Here is a 23149-nt window from a genome sequence, read left to right on the forward strand (position 1 = left end):
CTGACGACGAGAATCCATGGCCAATCCCAGCGCTAGCGCCTATAACGCAGACGCCATCGAAGTCCTCTCCGGCCTCGACCCGGTGCGTAAACGCCCGGGCATGTACACCGACACCAGCCGGCCCAACCACCTGGCCCAGGAAGTCATCGACAACAGTGTCGACGAAGCCCTGGCCGGCCATGCCCGCTCGGTGCAGGTCATCCTCCATGCCGATCATTCGCTGGAGGTCAGCGACGATGGCCGTGGCATGCCGGTGGACATCCACCCTGAAGAGGGGGTATCGGGCGTCGAGCTGATCCTCACCAAGCTGCACGCCGGCGGCAAGTTCTCCAACAAGAACTACCAGTTCTCCGGCGGCCTGCATGGCGTGGGTATTTCGGTGGTCAACGCCTTGTCGACCCAGGTGCGCGTGCGCGTCAAGCGCGACGGCAACGAGTACCAGATGACCTTCGCCGATGGCTTCAAGGCCAGCGAGCTGGAGGTGGTTGGCACGGTCGGCAAGCGCAACACCGGCACCAGCGTGTATTTCAGCCCGGACCCGAAGTACTTCGATTCGCCGAAGTTCTCCATCAGCCGCCTCAAACACGTGCTCAAGGCCAAGGCCGTACTGTGCCCGGGCCTGCTGGTCAGCTTCGAGGACAAGGCCAGCGGCGAGAAGGTCGAGTGGCACTATGAAGATGGCCTGCGTTCCTACCTGGTCGACTCGGTCAGCGAGTTCCAGCGCCTGCCCTACGAGCCGTTCTGCGGCAGCCTGGCGGGTAACAAGGAGGCCGTCGACTGGGCGTTGTTGTGGCTGCCCGAAGGCGGAGACAGCGTTCAGGAAAGCTACGTCAACCTGATCCCCACCGCCCAGGGGGGAACCCACGTCAACGGCCTGCGCCAGGGCCTGCTCGATGCCATGCGCGAGTTCTGCGAGTTCCGCAACCTGTTGCCGCGTGGCGTCAAGCTGGCGCCGGAAGACGTCTGGGAACGCATCACCTTTGTCCTCTCGATGAAGATGCAGGAACCCCAGTTTTCCGGCCAGACCAAGGAGCGCCTCTCGTCCCGAGAGGCAGCAGCGTTCGTTTCGGGCGTGGTCAAGGACGCCTTCAGCCTGTGGCTCAACGCCCACCCGGAGCTGGGCATGCAGCTGGCGGAACTGGCCATCAGCAACGCCGGTCGTCGCCTCAAGGCCAGCAAGAAGGTCGAGCGCAAGCGCATCACCCAGGGCCCGGCATTGCCAGGCAAGCTGGCCGATTGCGCCGGGCAGGACCCGATGCGTGCCGAACTGTTCCTGGTCGAGGGTGACTCCGCCGGTGGTTCGGCCAAGCAGGCGCGTGACAAGGAATACCAGGCCATCCTGCCGCTGCGTGGCAAGATCCTCAACACCTGGGAAGTGGATGGCGGTGAAGTCCTGGCCAGCCAGGAAGTACACAACATCGCCGTGGCCATCGGTGTCGATCCGGGCGCGACCGACCTGTCGCAGCTGCGCTACGGCAAGATCTGCATCCTCGCCGACGCCGACTCCGACGGCCTGCACATCGCTACCTTGCTCTGCGCACTGTTCGTCCAGCATTTCCGTCCGCTGGTCGAGGCCGGCCACGTCTACGTCGCCATGCCGCCGCTGTACCGCATCGACCTGGGCAAGGAAATCTACTATGCCCTCGACGAAGCCGAGCGTGACGGCATTCTCGACCGCCTGGTGGCCGAGAAGAAGCGCGGCAAGCCGCAGGTCACCCGATTCAAGGGGCTGGGTGAAATGAACCCGCCGCAGCTGCGGGAAACCACCATGGACCCGAACACCCGGCGCCTGGTCCAGCTGACCCTGGACGACGTGCAGGGCACTACCGAGATCATGGACATGCTGCTGGCCAAGAAACGCGCCGGTGACCGCAAGAACTGGCTGGAAACCAAAGGTAACCTGGCTGAGGTTCTGGTTTGATTCGTCTGCTGGTCGCGGCCTGCCTGACCCTGGTTGCCCTGCCGGGCCTGGCGGGCAATTGGCCGGAACTGAAGCTGGCCTCCGAGCACCCGATCGAGGGTATGCGCGGCGGCAACCTGTCCGGCCTGGCCGAGTGCCGGGGCGGGCTGTGGGGTGTTTCCGATCGGGATGACGACCGTATTTACCGCTTCGACCAGCAGAGCGCCGTCTGGCGCGCGCAGCCGCTGACCTTCACACCACCTTCGGTACCCGAGAGCGGCCTGCCGTGGGGGCTGAAATCGCGTAACTGGGCGGCGTCCTTTGTGCGCGGTGGCGAGCTGGATTACGAGGGCATCACCTGTGACCAGGCGGGCAACCTCTTCCTGGTCAGCGAGGCCCACGCGGCCGTGCTGCAGTTGCCTGCCGACGGTGAGCCGGAGTGGCTGAAGATCGACCCGGCGATGGTCCGCCAGGCTCGGGCCAGCGGCATGCTGCTCAACTTCAATGCCCTGTTCGAAGGCCTGGCGATCAACCCGCAAGGTGACCGCCTGTGGCTGGCGGCCGAGCGCGAGCGGCGCGGCCTGGTGGCCATCGAGCGCCAGCAGTCGGTATGGACGTGCGGGCGCAGCTGTGTGTTGCTGAGCGAAGCCGGGGTCGAGATGCAGCCGCCACAAATGCCCAACCCCCGGGCGCTTTCACGCGATTTCGCCGACCTGGCCTGGTTCGAGGGCAAGTTGTTTACCCTCGAACGCAACGCTTACCGTGTGTGCCGGCGCGACGCTGCGAGCGGCAAGGTGGAGCAGTGCTGGTCATTCGCCGCCGAGGCGCTGGTGCCGGAGCGCCGCTACGATCAGCCGTATGGCCTGGCTGAAGCGCTGGTGATCGATGCCAAGGGCGCCTGGGTCGGCCTGGACAACAACAACGGTGACCGGGCCGATGGCGAAAGCCGGCCGATCGTCTGGCGCTTCGAAGCGCCGCAGGGCGGCTGGAGCGCCAACCCATGACCCCGGCACCGGGCAAGCGCGCTGGCAAGGTCCTGATGGTCGTTGCCTGGGCGGCGGGGCTGTTCCTTGCCACGCGATTCTTCGGGCAGTGGGAGGACCATGAGCGCAACCCGAACACCCAGATACAGTCGTCCCATGGCGACGGTTTCATCGAAGTGCGGCTGCTGAGCAATGGCCAGGGCCACTTTGTGCTGGACGGGGCGATCAACGGCGAGGTTGTGCATCTCATGCTCGACACCGGTGCCACCGACGTGGCGATCCCGGAATCACTGGCCAACGACCTGGCCCTGCAGCGCGGCAGCCCGGTGGTGCTGAGCACCGCCAACGGCCGCACCGAAGGCTACCGCACCCGGCTGACGACCCTGCAGTTGGGCGATATCCGCCTGCAGAACGTGCGCGCCCTGGTGGTGCCTGGCCTGGACGGGCAGACCGTGCTACTGGGCATGAGCGCCCTGAAACAACTTGAATTTACCCAGCGCGGCGGCACCATGCTGCTGCGCCAGAACCTGAAATGACGAGGCCCGCATGAGCGACTCACTGGAACTCAGCCTGGACGGCGTCGAACGCCGCTCGCTGGCTGACTTCACCGAACAGGCCTACCTCAACTATTCCATGTACGTGATCATGGACCGGGCCTTGCCGCACATCGGCGACGGCCTGAAGCCGGTGCAACGACGCATCGTCTATGCCATGAGCGAGTTGGGGCTCAATGCCGACGCCAAGCACAAGAAGTCTGCCCGTACCGTCGGCGACGTGCTCGGCAAGTTCCACCCCCACGGCGATTCGGCCTGCTACGAAGCCATGGTGCTGATGGCACAGCCGTTCAGCTACCGCTACACCCTGGTCGATGGTCAAGGCAACTGGGGTGCACCGGACGACCCGAAGTCGTTCGCCGCCATGCGTTACACCGAGGCACGCCTGTCGCGCTATTCGGAAGTGCTGCTCAGCGAAGTGGGCCAAGGCACCGTCGACTGGGTGCCGAACTTCGACGGCACGCTGGAGGAACCTGCGGTACTGCCGGCGCGCCTGCCGAACATCCTGCTCAACGGTACCACCGGTATCGCCGTGGGTATGGCGACCGACGTGCCGCCACACAACCTGCGGGAAGTGGCCAGCGCCTGTGTGCGCCTGCTCGACGAGCCCAAGGCCACCATCGAGCAGCTGTGCGAACACATCCAGGGGCCGGACTACCCGACCGAAGCCGAGATCATTACCCCGCGTGCGGAAATCCAGAAGATCTACGAGAGCGGTCGTGGCTCGATCCGCATGCGCGCCGTGTACCGTGTCGAGGATGGCGACATCGTTGTCACCGCGCTGCCGCACCAGGTCTCCGGGGCCAAGGTGCTCGAGCAGATTGCCGCGCAGATGCAGGCCAAGAAGCTGCCGATGGTCGCTGACCTGCGTGACGAGTCGGACCACGAGAACCCGTGCCGCATCGTCATCATCCCGCGCTCCAACCGCGTCGACGCCGACGAACTGATGCAGCACCTCTTTGCCACCACCGACCTGGAAAGCAGCTACCGGGTCAACGTCAATATCATCGGCCTCGACGGTCGCCCGCAACTGAAGAACCTGCGGGCGCTGCTGCTGGAGTGGCTGGAATTCCGCACCAACACCGTTCGCCGCCGTTTGCAGCACCGCCTGGACAAGGTCGAGAAGCGCCTGCACCTGTTGGAAGGCTTGCTCACCGCGTTCCTCAACCTGGATGAAGTGATCCATATCATCCGTACCGAAGAGCACCCCAGGCAGGCCCTGATCGAGCGCTTCCAGCTGACCGAGATCCAGGCCGACTACATCCTCGAGACCCGCCTGCGTCAGCTGGCGCGCCTGGAAGAGATGAAGATTCGTGGCGAGCAGGACGAACTACTCAAGGAGCAGGCCAAGCTGCTGGCCCTGCTGGGCAGCGACGCCAAGCTGCGCAAGCTGGTGCGCAGCGAACTGATCAAGGATGCCGAAACCTATGGCGACGACCGCCGCTCGCCCATCGTCGAGCGCGCCGAAGCCAAGGCCCTGTCGGAAAACGAACTGATGCCGACCGAGCCGGTCACCGTGGTGTTGTCGGAAAAGGGCTGGGTGCGCTGCGCCAAGGGCCACGACATCGACGCAACCGGCTTGTCCTACAAGGCCGGCGACGGCTTCAAGGCTGCTGCTGCGGGCCGTTCCAACCAGTTTGCCGTGCTGATCGACTCCACCGGGCGCAGTTATTCGGTGGCCGCGCATACCTTGCCCTCGGCGCGAGGCCAGGGCGAACCGCTGACCGGCCGTCTGGCGCCACCGCCCGGGGCGACGTTCGAATGCGTGCTGCTGCCTGACGATGAGGCGCTGTATGTAGTGGCCTCGGATGCCGGTTACGGCTTCGTGGTCAAGGGCGAAGACCTGCAGGCCAAGAACAAGGCTGGCAAAGGCTTGCTCAGCTTGCCCAACGGCGCCAAGGTCATGACCCCGCGCCCGGTGGCCGACCGTGACCAGGACTGGCTGGCAGCGGTGACCACCGAAGGTCGCCTGTTGGTGTTCAAGGTTTCCGACCTGCCACAACTGGGCAAAGGCAAGGGCAACAAGATCATCGGTGTGCCCGGTGATCGGGTCGCCAGTCGTGAAGAATTTGTCACCGACCTGGCGGTGATTGGCGAGGGTTCGACCCTTGTTTTGCGGGCCGGCAAGCGTACCCTGTCTCTTAAGCCGGATGACCTGGAGCACTACAAGGGCGAACGTGGCCGCCGCGGCAGCAAGTTGCCGCGAGGGTTCCAGCGGGTCGACGGAATGCAGGTGGAAGCGCCGGCATAATCCGACGAAATGTCTGGAACGGCAATTTCAGCGCCGTTCCAGGCAGAAATGCTGGAGTCGCGCCAATATTTCGCGGATGATAGTGCCCCTGCGGTGCCGGCGTGGCCGTGTGCCCGATTGAATCTCTATCAGTATCACTGCGGTTTGCCTGGTGGCGACCGCCTGGATGGGTTGAATGAAATTCCTGCGCCTTCCATTTGCGCTGTTGATGACGGGTTTGTTGGGACTGGGCGGATGCAGCATGCATCAGCCGGTTGCCCTGTACCAACTCGACAGCGGTGATCCTGGCCAGCCTTCACAGAGTGCGGGCATGGCCGTGGTACTCGGCCCGGTGTCGATAGCCGATTACCTGCAGCGTGAAACCTTCTTGCAACGTCAGGCCGATGGCAGCCTGAGTTCGGCGACCGATGGTCGCTGGGCGGGTAGCCTGTCAGCGGACATCGATCAGTTGCTGGTACGTCAGCTGGCGTGGCGCCTCGACAGCCAGCGCGTAGTGCTGGCCCCGGCCAGCGCCGGCTTCACCCCGGACGTGCAGGTGCTGTTGTCGATCACTCGCCTGGACTCGGGCAAGAACCAGCCTGCGATTCTCGATGCGCAATGGCGCCTGCTCGATCGTCGTGGCCGTGTGCGTGACAACCGCATCGTTCACCTCGAGCAGCACCATGAGGGCAGCGAGTCGTCTCAGGTTCAAGCCCAGGGGCAGCTGCTGCAGAAGCTTGCCGAGCAGTTGAGCACAGCGGTCAAGCCGCTTGCCAATCAGCCTGCGGTTGTTGAAGAAGCACCGAAGAAACAGGCGGCGCCGGTACAGGTCAAGAAAGAACCGGAGAAGTCCAAGATCCCGATGGCTTCGCCGATTCGTACCGATATGGAAGTCTATCGCTTCTGATCGAACCGCCAGCCACAAAAAAGCCCGCATGTTGCGGGCTTTTTTGTGGCTGAAGATTTTGTATGCGCCTGTCAGGCCCGGCGTTCGTGCATCCGCGCCAACTGGCGCTCCAGCATCGATGGGTAAGGCTCCAACAGGCGCTCCACACAGCACGCCCCTTCAGGGCTGGCAATCGGCCGGATGCGGGCGCGCTTGCGGATCAGCTCGTCATCACTGATCTGCCGCTCGACTAGCAGCAGATTGCGGCTGTGCTGAGACAGCGCCAGCGCGTCCTGGGCCTTTTCGGCCATCAGCAGGTCGACCTGCTCCAGCCCTTGCAGGTCATCGCCCAGGGCCAGGCCCAGCTGCAATTGCAGGGTGATGCCGCTGTCGGCCACTTCGATCTGCAGGGCGTGGCCCAGCGCGCGCAACAACTCGCCACAACAGATGGCGTTGGTCAGGTAGTCCTCACCGCAATCGCGGCTGTGGAACAGGACCAGGGTGCTGCCGTCGTTGAGTGTGTGGATGTCGCCTTCATACAGCGAGGCAGCCTGCTCCAGGCAGCCACGATAGCGTTCCAGCAGCTCGGTCAGGCGTGTGCGAGGCAGGCGACGCAGTTGCTCCTGGGAGCCCAGTTGAACGGCCAGTACGGCAGTGTTTTGCGGTTCGTCGGATTCGGCCAGGACAGGCTTGGCAGCAGGTTGCTCCTCGTCGTCCAGCAGGCCGGCGAAGGCTTCGTCGTCATCCTCGTCCGCCTGGACCACGGCCTTGGCACGCTGTGCGGGCTTGGCCGGCGCCTCGTCGTGCAGGTCGTCGAACTCGTCTTCTTCCTCCTCCGGTTCCGGCTCTGGCGGCGGTGGTGGAGCCAGGCGTGCATGAAGCTGGCGAGCGATGTCGCCGATCTCGTCCTGGCGATCGATGGCCGGTGTGTAAGGGTGCGGGTCACGCAGCCACACCCGCAGTTGCAGCAGCGGCAGGGTGATGTGGCGGCCTTGGCGCAGGCTCAGGCTCAGTGCCAAGGCCAGCAGGATGGCGGCGAGGATGCCCATGCTCTGCAGGCTGATCAGCATCGGCTGCTGGAACTGGCTCATGTCCAGGCTGATGCGCAGCTGACCGGCGGTCACGTCCTGGAAGGTGATCTTGGTCTGGTACAGGCCTTCGGCTTCACCCAGCAGACTGTTGCGCGGGCGCTGGCCAGCCTCGGCGAGGATACGGTTATCCACGCTGTAGATGGCCGCATGGGCCACCAGCGGGTTCTTCACCAGGTTGCCTAGCAACACATTGAGGCTGAGGATGTCATTGGACACCAGCAGCTCGGTTGCCGAGGTGGCGGTCTGGGTGGTCAGGCTCTGGCCGAGGGCGTCGGCCTGCTCGTGCATGGCCTGCTTGAACTGCAGGCCCATCACGCAGGCATAGATCACCAGCGCCAGCGCCACCAGGAAAATGTTGGTGGTGGCGATACGCAATGCCAGTGGCACGCGACGTTGGCGCAGGGCTCGGAAGATCATTATGAAGAAATTGTCGGTTTTGACGGGCGTGGGCCGGTTCACAGAGCGCGGCTCTTAATGGCATAAAAGTGTTGGGCAGTATAGCGAGCAGTGTTTTGTCGGCAAAGTAGAGTTCGCGCCCGATGGTCATGGAAAATCGGTAGAATGCGCATTTTTCATCGAAGTCGGAGCCAGGTTGTGCGCGAAATCGTTCTGATCAACATCACCGGTGAGGACCGCCCGGGTCTTACCGCCGCCATTACCGGCGTCCTGCTCCAGGGCGGTGTGAACATCCTCGACATCGGCCTGGCGGTCATGCACGGCACGCTGTCGTTCGGCATTCTGGTCGATATCCCGGATAACGAAGTGGCTACCAGCCTGCTGCAGAGCGTGCAGTCCAAAGCCCACGAGCTGAACCTGCAAGCGCGTTACACGCCAATCTCCGAGGCCGACTACCAGCATTGGGCCGATGCCCAGGGCGAAGCACGTCATATCGTGACTCTGCTCAGCCGCAAGATTACCCCCGAGCAGTTGCAACGCGTCAGCGCAGTCATCAGCCAGTATGGCCTGACCATCGAGCGTATCGAGCGCCTGTCGGCGCGGGTTGCCTTGAATGCTTCGAGCGAGAAGAGCAAGGCGGCGCTGGAAATTTCCGTGCGTGGCGTGCCGAGCGACGCTCAGGCATTGCGGGCTGACTTCTTCGCATTGTCCGAAGAGCTGAACATCGACATCGCGTTCCAGAAGGACGACCTGTTCCGCCGCAATCGCCGCCTGGCGGTATTCGACATGGACTCGACGCTGATCGAGGCGGAAGTCATCGACGAGCTGGCCAAGGCCGCTGGTGTGGGCGAGCAGGTTGCTGCGATCACTGAGCGAGCCATGCGCGGCGAGCTGGATTTCCGTGCCAGTTTCAAGGAGCGGATGGCGCTGCTCAAGGGCCTGGATGTCGGCGTACTCGACGAAATCGGTGCTTCCCTGCGCCTGACCGAAGGTGCCGAGAACTTGTTTGCCGAACTCAAGCGTCTGGGCTACAAGACAGCGATCCTGTCCGGCGGCTTCTCATACTTCGCCAAACAGGTTCAGGCGCGCCTGGGCATCGATTACGTGTTCGCCAACGAACTGGAAGTGGTCGATGGCAAGGTGACCGGCGTGGCCGTGGAGCCGATCGTCGATGCCCAGCGCAAGGCTGACTTGCTGCAACAGCTGGCCAGTGAAGAAGGCCTGCAGCTGGAACAGACCATCGCCGTGGGCGATGGCGCCAACGACCTGCCGATGCTGTCGCTGGCCGGCCTTGGCGTGGCCTTCCGTGCCAAGCCGCTGGTACGCCAGTCGGCCAAGCAGGCGATTTCCACCCTGGGCCTGGATGGCGTGTTGTACCTGCTGGGCCTGCGCGATCGCGACGGCCGTGGCTGATTCGCGGTAAAAAAAAAGGCCCTGCATGCGCATGCAGGGCCTTTTTATTCTCAGGGTCAAGCCTGGGCAGGACCCGCCAGGAGCTCACCCATGCGCACAGCGGAACCTGCGCCCAGGGTCTGTGCCCATTTCACCTGCTCAGGCCCGAACAGCACGATCGCGGTCGAGCCCAGCTTGAAGCGGCCCAGTTCGGCGCCTTTTTCCAGGTGGATCGGTGCACGGCTGCCTTCGTCGTAGCGGAAGGTCTTCAGCTCGCGCTTCGGCGGGGTGACCAGGCCAGCCCACACGGTTTCGATCGAAGCGACGATCATGGCACCCACCAGCACCACGGCCATCGGGCCGCGCTCGGTATCGAACAGGCACACTACGCGCTCGTTGCGGGCAAACAACTCAGGAACGTTTTCGGCCGTGGTCTGGTTGACCGAGAACAGGCGGCCTGGCACGTAGACCATTTCGCGAAGGGTGCCGGCCAGCGGCATGTGCACGCGGTGGTAGTCCTTCGGCGACAGGTAGATGGTGGCGAACTCGCCGCCCATGAACGGCGCGGCCAGTGCCGGGTCACCGCCGAGCAACTCGAGCGCGCTGAAGCTGTGGCCCTTGGCCTGAAAGATACGCCCGTGTTCGATCGGGCCCAGTTGGCTGACCGCACCATCGGCCGGGCAGAGGATGGCGCCCGGGGTTTCGTCGAGCGGGCGTGCACCGGGTTTCAGGGCGCGAGTGAAGAATGCGTTGAAGTGCTCGTAGGCGGTAAGGTCTTCGACCAGTGCTTCGCTCATGTTTACCTGGTAACGCTTGGCGAACCAGGCGGTGAAGGCGTTCTTGAACCAGCGCGCACGGCACTCGGCGACGCAGCCAGCCAGGCGCGACAGCAGATGGTGCGGCAGCAAGTACTGGCTGAGGATGAACAGACGGGATTTCATTGGGTTGATGGTCCTTGAACTTCGACAGGCGTGTCCGGGTGGTTGCCCCATTCGCTCCACGAACCGGCGTAGGCCTTGATGCGTGGGTAGCCGAGGGACTTGGCCACCAGGTAGGTGAAACCGGAGCGGCGGTGGGTCTGGCAGTGGGTGATGACTTCCTTGTCCGGCGTGATGCCCAGTTGTTGCAAGACTTCAGCGATGTCCTTGCGGATGCGTAGATGGTCGTTGAGGTCCATGCCGGCCGTCCACTCGAAATTGACGGCACCGGGAATGTGCCCGGCCTTGGCGGCCAGGACTTTTTCGCCGTTGAATTCCTGCGGGGCGCGGGCATCCCAGACTACCAGGTCGTCAGCGCCCAGGCGGCTTTGCAGGTACTCACGCGTGGCAGTCGGTTCGCCATGCAGTTGCAAGTGCACCGGGGCAGTGCCCGGCGTTGGCACGTCGGTGGAGAGCTTGTCCGCCGGCCAGGCCTGGATGCCGCCATTGAGGTAGTGGTAACGCGAATGGCCGATGACATCAAGCAGCCAGATGAAGCGCCCGGCCCAGCCGCCACCTTCGTCGTCGTATACCACGTAGACGGCATCGTCACGGTGGCCCAGTTCGCTGAACAGCTTTTCCAGGTCGCCCAGGGCCGGCAGCAGGCCGGGGGCCGGCGCCTGGCCGAGCTGGGTGCGCTTGCCTTCGACGAAGCGGGCGCCAGGGATGTGGCCGCTGACATAGCGGTTGGCGCTGCTCAGGTCGACCAGGATCAACTGGGGTGAATCCAGGCGCGGCAGCAGGTCTGTGGCTTCGATCACCAAAGGCAGGCTGGAAAAGTCAGTCATCCACGGTCTCCAGTGTGGAAAGAGGGGCGATTGTAGCGCAAGGCTCAGGCACCGCGGTTGGCGAACACCGCCAACGCACGCTCGATACATTGCGAAGTCTTGCCAAAGGCCTGCACGCTGACATCGGCCAGTGGCTTGCCGCCCTGGTCGGCCACGGCCAGCATCAGCACCTGGTCGCTGACTGCCAGCGACCGCAGCAGCAGATGCTCACTGCGGAACAGTGCCTGCAACGGTGCGGGTAGCAGTGCCGAGAACTGGGCGTGATTGTCGGGCGTCAGGCGCAACTGGCCGGCTTTGCTCATGAGCTTTTGCAACAGTTTATTCTCCGCCAGGGGCAAGTCCATGGCGGCGGCCTCCTGGGGCAGGCCGGCGGTCTGCTGCACGCGCAGGTGGTCGCTGGCACGGTCCAGCGTCAGGAGCATGATGCGCTGCATGCCACAGGCAAGCATGGCTTCGCGCGCCTGGGTGGCCAGGTGCACGGCGTTGGTGAACGGGCTGGGTTGCGCCAACAACGTCTGGCACAGCTTGCGCCAGCGGCCGAGGTCGTCGCTGGAAGGCGGTGGCGGCTTGAGCATGTCCGGGTGCGGGCGACGTTGCTGCCAAGGCCAGATCAGCGCTTCGGCCGGGTGGAACAGTGCATGCCTGGCATGACGCCGGGCGCTGGCGGCGGCTTGTTGGTGCACCTGCTGCTGCACGTCTTCCAGTGAGGTTTGCAGGTAAAGCGCGGTGAGCAACTGCCAGCGCAGCAAATGAGGGTTGTCCCAGCCGACCTGGGCAGCCAGCGCCAGGTTGTTGGCCAGCAGTACGGTGTTGGCTGGTTCGTTGAACCAGCGGCGCAAACCGGGCGCCTCGTCCAGGCGATGCTGCTGGTTGAGCAGGTCTTCTTCACGGGCGATGCTCAGTACCAAGGCCAATTGGTCGCGTTCTTCGAGCAGCAGGCGATAGCCTTGGGTCACCCACTTGGGTAGGCGCCAGTGTTCGGCCATCGCCTGGCACAGGGCGAAGATACGCACGCCGAACAGCTCCTGCTCCACATCGGCCGCGGTTTCGCCCTTGTGGATGACCCGTAGCTCCCAGGCGTCAAGCAGCTTGGGGTAGGCCAGGGCCAGTGGCCACAGCGGGGCGAGGAACAGCAGGCTGCCCCAGTGGATTTCCTGCCACAGGCGCGCCAGGCGGCTGGCGAAAAGACCGCTGGCCTGTTGTGCGGCATGCTGGCTGATCAACAGGAACTGGCGCAGCACAGGCGGGATGTCGTCTTCCGGTACGGCCGGCAGGCGCATCAGCAGTTCCCTGCTACGTGCCAGGCCCAGGCGGTTCAGGGCAATTTCCAGGCTTTCAGCCGGTTCGGCCTGGCTGGCGTTGGCGGGGTGGTTGGCCTCGCGCATCACTGACAGCACCAGGGCGGGACTGTCCTGCATCAGTTCGGCGATGTCGCGCAAGGAGCGGCGACTGTCGTTGATCGCGGCCATTACCCGGTCGTAACTCTGCTTGGGTACCGGTACGCGAACACCGTCCAGCAGCTTGACCCAGGCCTCTAGGGTACGCGGATTCTGAGTGGGCACCTTGGATTCCATTGGCATTTTGGCATCAGTCCGAACTGGCTTTTCGCTTTGAGTGGCTATAGTCTGGCGCAGTTCTGCCGATAAGTAGAAGAAGAGTTTTAAAGCTCCCGTCCCTCTCCCTGACCACGACAGCAAGTGCTTTGATCCTATGGCTAAAATTATCGGCATCATCGTCGTATTCGCGAGCGTGCTCGGCGGATATGTACTCTCCCACGGCAAGATCGCGGCGCTGATCCAGCCGTTCGAAGTGCTGATCATTGGCGGTGCAGCCTTTGGCGCCTTCATGCAGGCGAACCCCGGTTACATGACCGTGCATGTAATCAAGAAGTCGATGAAGATGTTCGGCTCTCGCTTCACCCATACGTTCTACCTGGAAGTGCTGGGCCTGGTGTACGAAATCCTCAACAAGAGCCGCCGCGAAGGCATGATGGCGATCGAGAGCGATATCGAAGACGCCGCCGCCAGCCCGATCTTTGCCAAGTACCCGGCAGTGCTGGGCGATGAGCGCATGACCGCGTTCATCTGCGACTACCTGCGCATCATGTCCACCGGCAACATGGCGCCCCATGAGCTCGAAGGCCTGTTCGACATGGAGCTGCTGAGCATGAAGGAAGAGCTCGAGCACCCGTCTCACGCCGTCAGCGGTATCGCCGATGGCATGCCCGGCTTCGGTATCGTCGCGGCGGTATTGGGTATCGTGGTGACCATGGCATCGCTGGGTGATGGTGACCAGAAGTCGATCGGCCTGCACGTGGGTGCGGCGCTGGTCGGTACCTTCTTCGGTATTCTCGCCGCCTATGGTTTCTTCGGCCCGCTGGCCAAGTGCCTTGAGCACGATGCCAAGGAAGAGCTCAATCTCTATGAGTCGATCAAGGCCTCGCTGGTGGCCTCGGCTTCCGGCATGCCGCCTTCGCTGGCCGTCGAGTTCGGGCGCAAGGTGCTGTATCCGAAGCATCGCCCAAGCTTCGCCGAGCTGGAACAAGCGGTTCGCGGTCGCTGAGTCATGGAGAACAATCAGCCGATAATCATCAAGCGCGTCAAGCGCTTCGGTGGCGGGCACCATGGCGGTGCCTGGAAGATCGCCTTCGCCGACTTTGCCACGGCGATGATGGCGTTCTTCCTGGTGCTGTGGCTGTTATCCACGGCTACGCCTGAGCAGAAGATCGCCATTGCCGGCTACTTCAAGGACCCGATCGGTTTTTCCGAGAGTGGCACGCCTTACGTCATCGACCTTGGCGGCTCGCCGCAGATGGCGCCGGAAAAGACCATCAACCCGGAAATGAAGTCCGAGCCTACGCCTGATACCAGCATCCAGCTGGACAAGGACCAGGTCGAGACCATGGCCGAACAGGTCGAGCGCGAGCGCCTCGAGCTGCTGTTGCAGGAGCTGCAGAACAAGGTCGAGGAAAACCCTCAGCTGCAGAAGTTCAAGGACCAGATCCTGTTCGAGATCACCCAGGACGGCCTGCGCATCCAGATCATGGATGCCGAGAACCGGCCGATGTTCGACATCGGCAGTGCGCGCCTGCAGCCGTATTTCGAAGACATCCTGCTGGCCATGGCCGACACCATCAAGGCGGTGCCGAACAAGATCAGCATCAGCGGCCACACCGATGCCAAGCCGTACTCCGGCACCGGCGATTTCGGTAACTGGGAGCTGTCGGCCAATCGCGCCAACGCCGCACGTCGAGCCCTGGTTGCCGGTGGCTACCCGGACGGCCAGGTGGCGCGGGTGGTGGGGTATGCCTCGTCGTCGCTGTTCGACCGCAAGAATCCGTTCAACCCGGTCAACCGCCGTATCGACATCATCGTGCTGACCAAGAAGGCGCAGCGCAACATCGAGGGTGAGCAAGGCGCGCCCGAGACGCCAGCGCAACCCGCTTCGCCTGCCGGTGCAGCGCCTGGGGCGGCGGCCCCGGCAGCCCCGGCGACAGGTGATGCTGCTGCCCAGGCGCCGATGCAGCCGCGTGAGCTGCGCCAGAAGCTGAATATCTTCGAGGATGGGACCTTGAAGATGGATGAGCAAAAGGATCAGTAGCACTGGGGGCACAGAGTGCCCTCAGGTGCCTCCAGGCGTGCAGATCAGAAGCTGTCTTCCGGCAGGCTGGCGATGATCGAGCGGTAGCTGTTCATCCGTTGTGGCTTGATACGGCCTTCTTCGAGTGCCTTGAGCAGCGCGCACCCCGGTTCGCGATCATGCTTGCAGTCGCGGAAGCGGCAGGTGCCGAACAAATCGCGAAACTCGATGAAGCCATCTTCCACGTCGTCGCGGCTGACATGGCCGAGGCCGAATTCGCGGATGCCCGGCGAGTCGATCAGGTCACCGCCGTTAGGGAAGTGATACAGGCGTGCCGTGGTGGTGGTGTGCTGGCCCTGGCCAGACCATTCGGACAGTTCGCCCACGCGGGTGCCGGCATCTGGCAGCAGGCTATTGACCAGCGACGACTTGCCCACCCCCGACTGGCCGACGAACACGCTGATGTGCCCGTCGAGCATCTGCTGCAGCCGTTGCATGCCGTCGCCGTGATGTGCGGAGACCTCCAGCAGCGGATAGCCCAGCTCGCGGTAGACCTCTAGCAGCGCATGCAGGCCAGGGCCGTTCTGGTCGTCGATCAGGTCAGCCTTGTTCAGCAGCAACAGCGGGCGGATGCCGGCGTGCTCGGCAGCCACCAGGTAACGGTCGATCAGGTTCGGGTGCGGCTCGGGTGCCGGGGCGAAGACGATCACGATCAGGTCGACGTTGGCCGCGACCGGCTTGAGCTGGCCGTGGTTGTTCGGCCGGCACAGTTCTGTGCTGCGCGGCATCTGCGCGACGATCACGCCGATGCCCTGGTTGCCAGCGCGCCAGACTACGCGGTCGCCAGTGACCAGCGCCGGCAGGTTGGCGCGCAGGTGGCAGCGAAATACCTGGCCGGCGGCTTCGCCGTCCTGGGCTTCTACCTCGACCTGCACACCGAAGTGGGCGATCACCAGGCCCAGTTGTTCCGGCCCCAGGTCCCCGCCTTCCAGCTCTTGCAGCACGTGCTGCTCGCGTTTGGCGGCGCGAGCGGCGCGTTCGTTCTGGATTTTTTCGATACGCCAGTTCTGGCGACGATTGAGCTGGCGTTTGGCCATGGACCTTCCAAGGTGGGGCAAGTTGAAAACGGCAGGCAGTTTAGCACGCCCGCTCGCAGACCATTCTGGTTACCTTTGCGCCGCGCATGCGCAGGCCGGCGTCGCTAGGCTAATATGACGGCCTATACGAGGAGCCCCTTCATGCAGAACCCACAGAACCTGATCTGGATCGATCTGGAAATGACCGGCCTGGATCCGGACCACGACGTCATCATCGAGATGGCCACCATCGTCACCGACAGCGAGCTGAACACCTTGGCCGAAGGCCCGGTCATCGCCATCCACCACAGTGACGAAGTACTGGCGCGCATGGACGACTGGAACACCCGCACCCACGGCGCCTCGGGCCTGACCCAGCGCGTGCGTGACAGCAAGATCAGCATGGCCGAAGCCGAAGCGCAGACCATCGCCTTCCTCGAACAATGGGTGCCCAAAGGCAAGTCGCCAATCTGCGGCAACAGCATCTGCCAGGATCGCCGCTTCCTCTACCGGCACATGCGCGGCCTGGAAAACTACTTCCACTATCGCAACCTTGATGTTTCCACCCTGAAGGAGCTGGCCGCGCGCTGGGCGCCGGATGTGCGTGACAGTTTCAAGAAGGGCAGCACCCACCTGGCGCTGGACGATATCCGCGAGTCGATCGCCGAACTGCGTCACTACCGCGAGCATTTCATCAAGGTATGAGCCGAAAGGGCGCAGATATTGTGCTTGCGCCCTCTTTTGGTGCCTCGGGCAACTGGTTAGACTGCGCGCCTTTTCCGTACGGACCCGCGCCATGTTGTTGATGCTCTACCTGATCGCCATCACCGCCGAAGCCATGACCGGTGCCCTGTCCGCCGGCCGTCGCGGCATGGACTGGTTTGGCGTCGTGCTGATCGCCTGCGTGACTGCCCTGGGTGGCGGCTCGGTGCGCGACGTGCTGCTTGGGCATTACCCGCTGACCTGGGTGAAGCACCCGGAATACCTGGTGCTCACCAGCTTTGCCGCGCTGCTGACGATTTTCATCGCGCCGATGATGCGCCGTTTGCGTTCGCTGTTCCTGGTGCTGGATGCCCTGGGCCTGGTGGCCTTCACCCTGATTGGCTGCATGACCGCGCTGGAGATGGGGCAGGGGATGCTGGTGGCATCGATCAGCGGGGTGATCACCGGGGTGTTTGGCGGGATCCTGCGGGATATCTTCTGTAACGACATTCCGTTGGTGTTCCGTCGCGAGCTGTATGCCAGTGTGTCGTTCGCGGCGGCGTGGTTCTACCTGGGTTGCGTTTACTTCAAGCTACCGGCGGAGCAGGCGATGCTGCTGACCTTGTTCGGCGGCTTCCTGGTGCGCTTGCTGGCGATCCGTTTCCATTGGGAAATGCCCAAGTTCCACTACAACGACCAGCAGTAGCCTTGATGCGATCCTGTGGGAGCGGGTTCACCCGCGAACACGGGCGAAGCCCGTGCCATCTGTCGCGGTGGTTTTTTCGCGGGTAAACCCGCACACAGGGGGAGATTGGCTATCAGAGCCCGTGCTGCGTCAGCGCCCATTCCACATGCTCGCGCACCAGCTCCGATTCGTCCTCCCGCCGCGCCTTCAGCGCCTCGATCACCGGAATCGTCGAAGGCGCATTGCCCAGCCCCACTGCCAGGTTGCGCAAAAACCGCTCATACCCCGCCCGCCGCAACGGCCCGCCCTCGGTCTTGCGCAGGAAGGTGCGCTCGTCCCACAGGAACATTTCAGCGAGGTCGGCATTCTCTAGCCCATGCCGCGGCTGGAAGTCTTGCTCCTGGCTGTAATTGGCAAAGCGGTTCCACGGGCAGATCACCTGGCAGTCATCGCAGCCAAACACGCGATTGCCCATCATCGAACGCAATTCCACAGGAATCGGCCCGCGCAACTCGATGGTCAGGTAAGAGATGCAGCGCCGAGCATCCAGCACGTAGGGGCCGACGAAAGCCTGGGTCGGGCAGATGTCCAGGCATGCCTGGCAGCGCCCGCAATGTTCACTGCCGTGCGCCTCGTCCACCGGCAGCGGCAGGTCGACGAACAGTTCGGCCAGGAAGAAGTAGCTGCCGGCCTTGCGGTTGAGCAGCAGGGTATTCTTGCCAATCCAGCCCAGCCCGGCTTGCTCGGCAATGGCCTTCTCCAGCACCGGGGCGCTGTCGACGAAGGCGCGGTAGCCGAACGGGCCGATCGCTTCCTGGATGCGGTCTGCCAGAAACTGCACGCGCTTGCGCACCAGCTTGTGGTAGTCGCGGCCCAGGGCGTAGCGCGACACGTAGGCCTTTTCCGGCTGGGCCAGGCGTTGTGCCATTTGCGTGTCGCCAGGGAGGTAGTCCATGCGCAGCGAGACCACGCGTACCGTGCCTGGAATCAGCTGGTCAGGGTGTGCGCGCTTGCTGCCATGGGCGCCGAGGTACTCCATTTCACCCTGGTAGCCGGCGTCGAGCCAGCGTTGCAGGTGCTGTTCATGTTCGCCAAGGTCGACCCCGGCGATACCAACGTGGGCAAAACCCAGCTCTTGGCCCCAGATCTTGATGGATTGGGCCAGTTGGGCGAGGTCAGGAGTACAGGCGGACATGGATAGGCAGGCAATACGGGCTCAGGTGCGTATAATTCTGCCAGACATTGGAGCCTTTGACCCCATGGCGCAGACCAAACACCCCAGCAATGCCCCGCAACTGCTCAGCAGTGTGACCGTCGCACACCTGCCGGCGCGTCATGCGCAGGTCCATAAAGGCGACTTCGGCCATGTGCTGGTCGTCGGTGGCGACCTGGGCACCGGCGGTGCCGTGCTGCTCAGTGCCGAGGCTGCGCTGCGCTGCGGTGCCGGGCTGGTCAGTGTGGCGACACGCCCGGAGCACGTGGTGGCCGGGCTGGCGCGCATGCCCGAGAGCATGTGCCTGGGGGTCGAGTCGGCCAATCAGTTGATCGGTGTGCTGGAGCGTGCTTCGGTGCTGGTGGTGGGCCCCGGTCTGGGCCAGGCCGCCTGGGGCCGCAGCCTGTTGTCTGCGGTGGCCAATGCCGAGCGGCCGCAGGTGTGGGATGCCGACGCCTTGAACCTGCTGGCACGCACGCCACTGGCGCTGCCCAGCGGCAGCATCCTCACCCCGCACCCGGGCGAGGCGGCGCGGCTGCTAGGCATATCCACCGAGGCAGTACAGGCTGATCGCCCAGGTGCGGCGCGCAAGCTGGCGCGCCGCTATGCCAGTGTCTGCGTGCTCAAGGGCGCCGGCACCCTGGTGGCGGCGCCGACTGGTGAACTGGCGTTGTGCGAGCGGGGGCATCCGGCGATGGCCGGTGCCGGGCTGGGCGACGTGCTGACCGGCGTGCTGGCGGCGTTGCTGGCCCAAGGGCTGGACGCCTGGAGCGCGGCGGGCCTGGGCGTATGGCTGCACGCCTGTGCAGGGGAGCGCCTGGGCGTCAAAGGTAGAGGCCTGGCAGCCAGTGATCTGGCGCCGGCCATTCGTGAGTTGTTGGAGGAGCATTCTGCGTGTCTGGCTTAACCCTGTTGCTGGCCGATGAAGCGGCCACGGTCGCTTTTGGCGCAAAACTGGCCGAGGTGACCGGCGGTCGCGGCGTGATTTTCCTGGAAGGCGACCTGGGGGCGGGCAAGACCACCCTCTCGCGTGGCCTGATTCGTGGGCTGGGCCATACTGGTGCAGTGAAAAGTCCGACGTTCACCGTGGTAGAACCCTACGAAATCGGTGAAGTGCGCGCTTTCCATTTCGACCTGTATCGCCTGGTCGATCCGGAAGAGCTGGAGTTCATGGGCATTCGTGACTATTTCGAGGGCGATCCACTGTGCCTGTTCGAATGGCCACAAAAGGGTGCGGGCGTTTTGCCAAAGCCCGACCTGACCATTACCATAAGCCCCCAAGCGAGCGGCCGCTCGCTTGACCTTACGCCGCAGGGGGCTCGCGGCGAGGCCTGGTGCATTGCACTGGCCGAACACTATAAACAGTAAGTGGGGTAGGTATGCGCATACGCGCACTGGTCGCTGTCGTTGGATTGCTGCTGACAGCGGTGGCCGTTGACGCTCTGGCCGTCACTCAAGTCAAGAGCGTGCGCCTGTGGCGCGCGCCGGACAACACGCGGTTGGTCTTCGATCTGTCCGGCCCCGTGCAGCATAGCGTCTTCACCCTCAGCGCACCCGATCGCCTGGTGATCGACATCAATGGCGCGACGTTGGCCGCGCCGCTGAACGTGTCGACCGCCAATACCCCGATCAGCAGCGTGCGCTCGGCCCAACGTACCCCTACCGACCTGCGTGTGGTGGTCGACCTGAAAAAGTCGGTCACGCCCAAGAGCTTTACCCTGGCGCCCAATGCCCAGTACGGCAACCGCTTGGTGGTCGACCTGTACGACCAGGAAGCCGACGCCATTGCCGCCACTGCACCGACCCCGCCGCCCACGCCGGTGCAGACCCCGGCAACCACGCCCGCAGTACCGGTGAGCCCGGCTCAGCCAGCAATCAAGTTGCCGCCGGTGCCGAGTGGCAAGCGTGACATCGTGGTCGCCATCGATGCCGGCCACGGCGGCGAAGACCCGGGTGCATCCGGCTCGCGTGGCCAGCACGAAAAAGACATCGTGCTGCAGATCGCCAAGGAGCTGCAGCGCCAGATCAACACCGAAAAGGGCTACCGCGCCGAGCTGACGCGCACCGGTGACTACTTCATCCCGCTGCGCAAGCGTACCGAGATCGCCCGCAAGAAGGGTGCCGACCTGTTCATCTCGATCCACGCCGACGCCGCACCGTCGCGCGCCGCCTTTGGCGCCTCGGTGTTCGCCCTGTCCGACCGTGGCGCAACGTCCGAGACCGCGCGCTGGCTGGCCGACACGGAAAACCGTTCCGACCTGATCGGTGGCGCCGGCAACGTCAGCCTCGACGACAAGGATCGTATGCTAGCGGGCGTGCTGCTTGACCTGTCGATGACGGCCACGTTGAGCTCCAGCCTGAACGTCGGGCAAAAGGTGCTCGGCAACATGGGGCGTGTGACCTCGCTGCACAAGCAACGGGTGGAACAGGCAGGCTTCATGGTACTGAAGTCGCCGGACATCCCGTCGATCCTTGTCGAAACCGGGTTCATCTCGAACAACAACGAGGCCGCCAAGCTGGCCACCGCCAGCCATCAGCAGGCCTTGGCGCGTTCGATTCATACCGGTGTGCGCCAGTACTTCCAGCAGAACCCGCCGCCAGGCACCTATATCGCCTGGCTGCGTGATAGCGGCAAGATTGCCCAGGGGCCGCGCGAGCACACGGTAAGGCCCGGGGAAACCCTGGCGATGCTCGCAGTGCGCTATCAGGTAAGCGTGACCAGCCTGCGCAGCGCCAACAGCCTCAAGACCGATGAGCTGAAGGTCGGCCAGCACCTCGACATTCCCGCTACCACGCTGGCTTCGCAATGAGTGGTGGTTCGCGCATCCAGCTGCTCAGCCCGCGGCTGGCTAACCAGATTGCCGCGGGCGAGGTCGTCGAGCGGCCGGCATCGGTGGCCAAGGAACTGCTGGAAAACAGCCTGGACTCCGGTGCCCGGCGCATTGACGTGGAGGTCGAGCAGGGCGGTGTGAAACTGCTCCGGGTGCGTGACGATGGCAGCGGCATTTCCGCCGATGACCTGCCGCTGGCCCTGGCCCGTCACGCCACCAGCAAGATTCGTGAACTGGAAGACCTTGAAGGCGTATTGAGCCTGGGCTTCCGGGGTGAGGCGCTGGCATCGATCAGCTCGGTGGCGCGCCTGACCCTCACGTCGCGCACCGCCAGCGCAAGCGAGGCCTGGCAGGTCGAGACAGAAGGCCGCGACATGACCCCGCGTGTGCAGCCCGCCGCGCATCCGGTCGGCACGTCGGTGGAAGTGCGCGACCTGTTCTTCAATACCCCGGCCCGCCGCAAGTTCCTCAAGGCCGAAAAGACCGAATTCGATCACCTGCAGGAAGTCATCCGCCGCCTGGCCCTGGCCCGCTTCGATGTCGGCTTCCATCTGCGCCACAACGGCAAGAGCATCCTCAGCCTGCATGAGGCGCATGACGAAGCTGCCCGTGCAAGGCGGGTGGGGGCGATTTGCGGCCCGGGTTTCATGGAGCAGGCGCTGCCCATCGACGTCGAGCGCAATGGCCTGAGACTGTGGGGCTGGGTCGGTCTGCCGACGTTCTCGCGCAGCCAGGCCGACTTGCAGTATTTCTTCGTCAATGGCCGTGCGGTGCGCGACAAACTGGTCGCCCATGCCGTGCGTCAGGCCTATCGCGATGTGCTGTTCAACGGCCGACACCCGACGTTCGTGCTGTTCCTAGAACTCGAGCCGAACGGCGTCGACGTCAACGTGCACCCGACCAAGCACGAAGTGCGCTTCCGTGAAGGCCGCTCGGTGCATGACTTCCTCTATGGCACGCTGCACCGTGCCTTGGCTGACGTGCGCCCTGAAGATCAGCTGGCCGCGCCTGCTGCCGTGCCTGAAGTGGTTCGCCCGACAGGGCTGCAAGCCGGCGAGTTCGGCCCGCAGGGTGAAATGCGCCTGGCCTCGCCAGTGCTCGAGCAGCCGCAGCGTTCCATTTCCAATGGCGGCAATGGCGCCGGGTACCAGTACCAGTACACCCCGCGCCCGGCGCAGCCGCTGCCGGTCGCCGAGTCCCAGGCGGTCTACCGCGAGTTCTACAAGCCACTGAACGATAGTGCGCCAGCTGCTTCGGCGCTGCCGGAAAGCCAAGGGGACATCCCGCCGCTGGGCTATGCCCTGGCGCAGCTCAAGGGCATCTATATTCTCGCCGAGAATGCCGTCGGCCTGGTGCTGGTGGACATGCACGCGGCCCACGAGCGCATCATGTACGAGCGCCTCAAGGTGGCGATGGCCAGCGAAGGCCTGAGCGGCCAGCCGCTGCTGGTGCCGGAAACCCTGGCATTGAGCCAGCGCGAGGCCGATTGTGCCGAGGAGCACGGCCAGTGGTTCCAGCGCCTGGGTTTCGAGCTGCAGCGCCTGGGCCCCGAGACGCTGGCGATCCGTCAGATTCCGGCGCTGCTCAAGCAGGCCGAGGCCAATCGCCTGGTTCAGGATGTGCTCGCCGACCTGATGGAGTACGGCACCAGCGACCGCATCCAGGCGCACCTCAACGAACTGCTTGGCACCATGGCCTGCCATGGCGCCGTTCGCGCCAACCGGCGCCTGGCCATTCCCGAGATGAACGCCCTGCTGCGCGACATGGAAAACACCGAGCGCAGCGGCCAGTGCAACCACGGCCGTCCGACCTGGACCCAGATGGGCCTGGACGACCTGGACAAACTATTCCTGCGCGGTCGATGAA

Annotated in this window: 20 protein-coding genes; 14 read left to right on the top strand and 6 right to left on the bottom strand. The window is 64.0% G+C overall.

What is annotated here, in order from left to right:
- Positions 1–16: 16 nt before the first annotated feature.
- From parE to ACQKPS_RS11690, 5 genes are all read left to right on the top strand, one after another.
- On the top strand, positions 17–1921 hold the full coding sequence (parE, locus tag ACQKPS_RS11670) for a DNA topoisomerase IV subunit B (RefSeq protein WP_427604127.1): 1905 nt from the start codon (positions 17–19) through the stop codon (positions 1919–1921).
- Complete coding sequence (locus ACQKPS_RS11675; protein WP_427604129.1) at positions 1918–2904, top strand: esterase-like activity of phytase family protein; 987 nt, start codon at positions 1918–1920, stop codon at positions 2902–2904. Before parE ends, ACQKPS_RS11675 begins: the two co-directional genes overlap by 4 nt.
- Positions 2901–3419 carry a retropepsin-like aspartic protease family protein gene (locus ACQKPS_RS11680; protein WP_427604131.1) on the top strand — a complete coding sequence of 173 codons (519 nt, stop codon included), beginning with the start codon at positions 2901–2903 and terminating at the stop codon, positions 3417–3419. The genes ACQKPS_RS11675 and ACQKPS_RS11680 overlap by 4 nt, the downstream gene beginning before the upstream one ends.
- Before the next feature lie 10 nt (positions 3420–3429).
- Entirely contained in the window at positions 3430–5688 is a 2259-nt protein-coding gene (gene parC, locus ACQKPS_RS11685) for a DNA topoisomerase IV subunit A (protein WP_427604133.1), read from the top strand.
- 175 nt (positions 5689–5863) lie between these two features.
- A complete protein-coding gene (locus tag ACQKPS_RS11690; protein WP_254482875.1) occupies positions 5864–6574 on the top strand; it encodes a PqiC family protein in 711 nt (236 codons plus the stop codon).
- A gap of 71 nt (positions 6575–6645) precedes the next feature.
- Here the strand turns inward: ACQKPS_RS11690 and ACQKPS_RS11695 are convergent, their stop codons facing one another.
- Positions 6646–8103, bottom strand: coding sequence for an AhpA/YtjB family protein (locus ACQKPS_RS11695; protein WP_283724852.1), 1458 nt, complete (start codon positions 8101–8103; stop codon positions 6646–6648).
- Between the two features lie 135 nt (positions 8104–8238).
- Here ACQKPS_RS11695 and serB point away from each other — a divergent pair, with 135 nt between their 5' ends.
- Positions 8239–9453 carry a phosphoserine phosphatase SerB gene (gene serB / locus ACQKPS_RS11700; RefSeq protein WP_283724851.1) on the top strand — a complete coding sequence of 405 codons (1215 nt, stop codon included), beginning with the start codon at positions 8239–8241 and terminating at the stop codon, positions 9451–9453.
- Positions 9454–9509: 56 nt separating this feature from the next.
- On the opposite strand, the gene asd is transcribed toward serB, so the two are convergent.
- Genes asd through ACQKPS_RS11715 form a run of 3 tightly spaced genes read right to left on the bottom strand, consistent with a single transcriptional unit; the run spans position 9510 to position 12777 of the window.
- Positions 9510–10373, bottom strand: coding sequence for an archaetidylserine decarboxylase (asd, locus tag ACQKPS_RS11705; RefSeq protein WP_313200706.1), 864 nt, complete (start codon positions 10371–10373; stop codon positions 9510–9512).
- Positions 10370–11197: a rhodanese-like domain-containing protein gene (locus ACQKPS_RS11710; RefSeq protein ID WP_254482880.1), complete on the bottom strand. Its 828-nt coding sequence runs from the start codon at positions 11195–11197 to the stop codon at positions 10370–10372. Before ACQKPS_RS11710 ends, asd begins: the two co-directional genes overlap by 4 nt.
- A gap of 44 nt (positions 11198–11241) precedes the next feature.
- On the bottom strand, positions 11242–12777 hold the full coding sequence (locus tag ACQKPS_RS11715) for an HDOD domain-containing protein (RefSeq protein WP_254482881.1): 1536 nt from the start codon (positions 12775–12777) through the stop codon (positions 11242–11244).
- A 130-nt stretch (positions 12778–12907) separates the two neighbouring features.
- On the opposite strand from ACQKPS_RS11715, the gene motA reads away from it, so the two are divergent.
- Both motA and motB read left to right on the top strand, forming a co-directional pair.
- Positions 12908–13759, top strand: coding sequence for a flagellar motor stator protein MotA (gene motA / locus ACQKPS_RS11720; RefSeq protein WP_254482883.1), 852 nt, complete (start codon positions 12908–12910; stop codon positions 13757–13759).
- A gap of 3 nt (positions 13760–13762) precedes the next feature.
- Entirely contained in the window at positions 13763–14797 is a 1035-nt protein-coding gene (motB, locus tag ACQKPS_RS11725; protein WP_254482884.1) for a flagellar motor protein MotB, read from the top strand.
- A 44-nt stretch (positions 14798–14841) separates the two neighbouring features.
- On the opposite strand, the gene rsgA is transcribed toward motB, so the two are convergent.
- Positions 14842–15873, bottom strand: coding sequence for a small ribosomal subunit biogenesis GTPase RsgA (rsgA, locus tag ACQKPS_RS11730; RefSeq protein WP_054887872.1), 1032 nt, complete (start codon positions 15871–15873; stop codon positions 14842–14844).
- A 141-nt stretch (positions 15874–16014) separates the two neighbouring features.
- Here rsgA and orn point away from each other — a divergent pair, with 141 nt between their 5' ends.
- Entirely contained in the window at positions 16015–16557 is a 543-nt protein-coding gene (gene orn, locus ACQKPS_RS11735) for an oligoribonuclease (protein ID WP_254482885.1), read from the top strand.
- A gap of 91 nt (positions 16558–16648) precedes the next feature.
- Positions 16649–17260, top strand: a complete 612-nt coding sequence (locus ACQKPS_RS11740) for a trimeric intracellular cation channel family protein (RefSeq protein ID WP_054887870.1) — start codon at positions 16649–16651, stop codon at positions 17258–17260.
- A 112-nt stretch (positions 17261–17372) separates the two neighbouring features.
- Here the strand turns inward: ACQKPS_RS11740 and queG are convergent, their stop codons facing one another.
- Positions 17373–18434 carry a tRNA epoxyqueuosine(34) reductase QueG gene (gene queG / locus ACQKPS_RS11745; protein WP_254482886.1) on the bottom strand — a complete coding sequence of 354 codons (1062 nt, stop codon included), beginning with the start codon at positions 18432–18434 and terminating at the stop codon, positions 17373–17375.
- Between the two features lie 64 nt (positions 18435–18498).
- Here queG and ACQKPS_RS11750 point away from each other — a divergent pair, with 64 nt between their 5' ends.
- From ACQKPS_RS11750 to mutL, 4 genes are read left to right on the top strand one after another with little or no spacing between them, the layout of a single operon-like run.
- Positions 18499–19359 (top strand): NAD(P)H-hydrate dehydratase, encoded by an 861-nt coding sequence (locus tag ACQKPS_RS11750; protein WP_427604139.1) that lies wholly within the window; start codon positions 18499–18501, stop codon positions 19357–19359.
- The gene (tsaE, locus tag ACQKPS_RS11755) at positions 19347–19820 is read left to right on the top strand and encodes a tRNA (adenosine(37)-N6)-threonylcarbamoyltransferase complex ATPase subunit type 1 TsaE (RefSeq protein WP_254482888.1); all 474 of its coding nucleotides are present in this window, start codon (positions 19347–19349) and stop codon (positions 19818–19820) included. Before ACQKPS_RS11750 ends, tsaE begins: the two co-directional genes overlap by 13 nt.
- Before the next feature lie 11 nt (positions 19821–19831).
- Positions 19832–21262 carry an N-acetylmuramoyl-L-alanine amidase gene (locus ACQKPS_RS11760; RefSeq protein WP_254482889.1) on the top strand — a complete coding sequence of 477 codons (1431 nt, stop codon included), beginning with the start codon at positions 19832–19834 and terminating at the stop codon, positions 21260–21262.
- Positions 21259–23148, top strand: coding sequence for a DNA mismatch repair endonuclease MutL (gene mutL, locus ACQKPS_RS11765; protein WP_254482891.1), 1890 nt, complete (start codon positions 21259–21261; stop codon positions 23146–23148). Before ACQKPS_RS11760 ends, mutL begins: the two co-directional genes overlap by 4 nt.
- The last annotated feature ends 1 nt before the right edge of the window (position 23149 follow it).

The sequence above is a fragment of the Pseudomonas sp. NPDC086566 genome (assembly GCF_050280885.1).
GTDB classification, from domain to species: Bacteria; Pseudomonadota; Gammaproteobacteria; order Pseudomonadales; family Pseudomonadaceae; genus Aquipseudomonas; species Aquipseudomonas vlassakiae.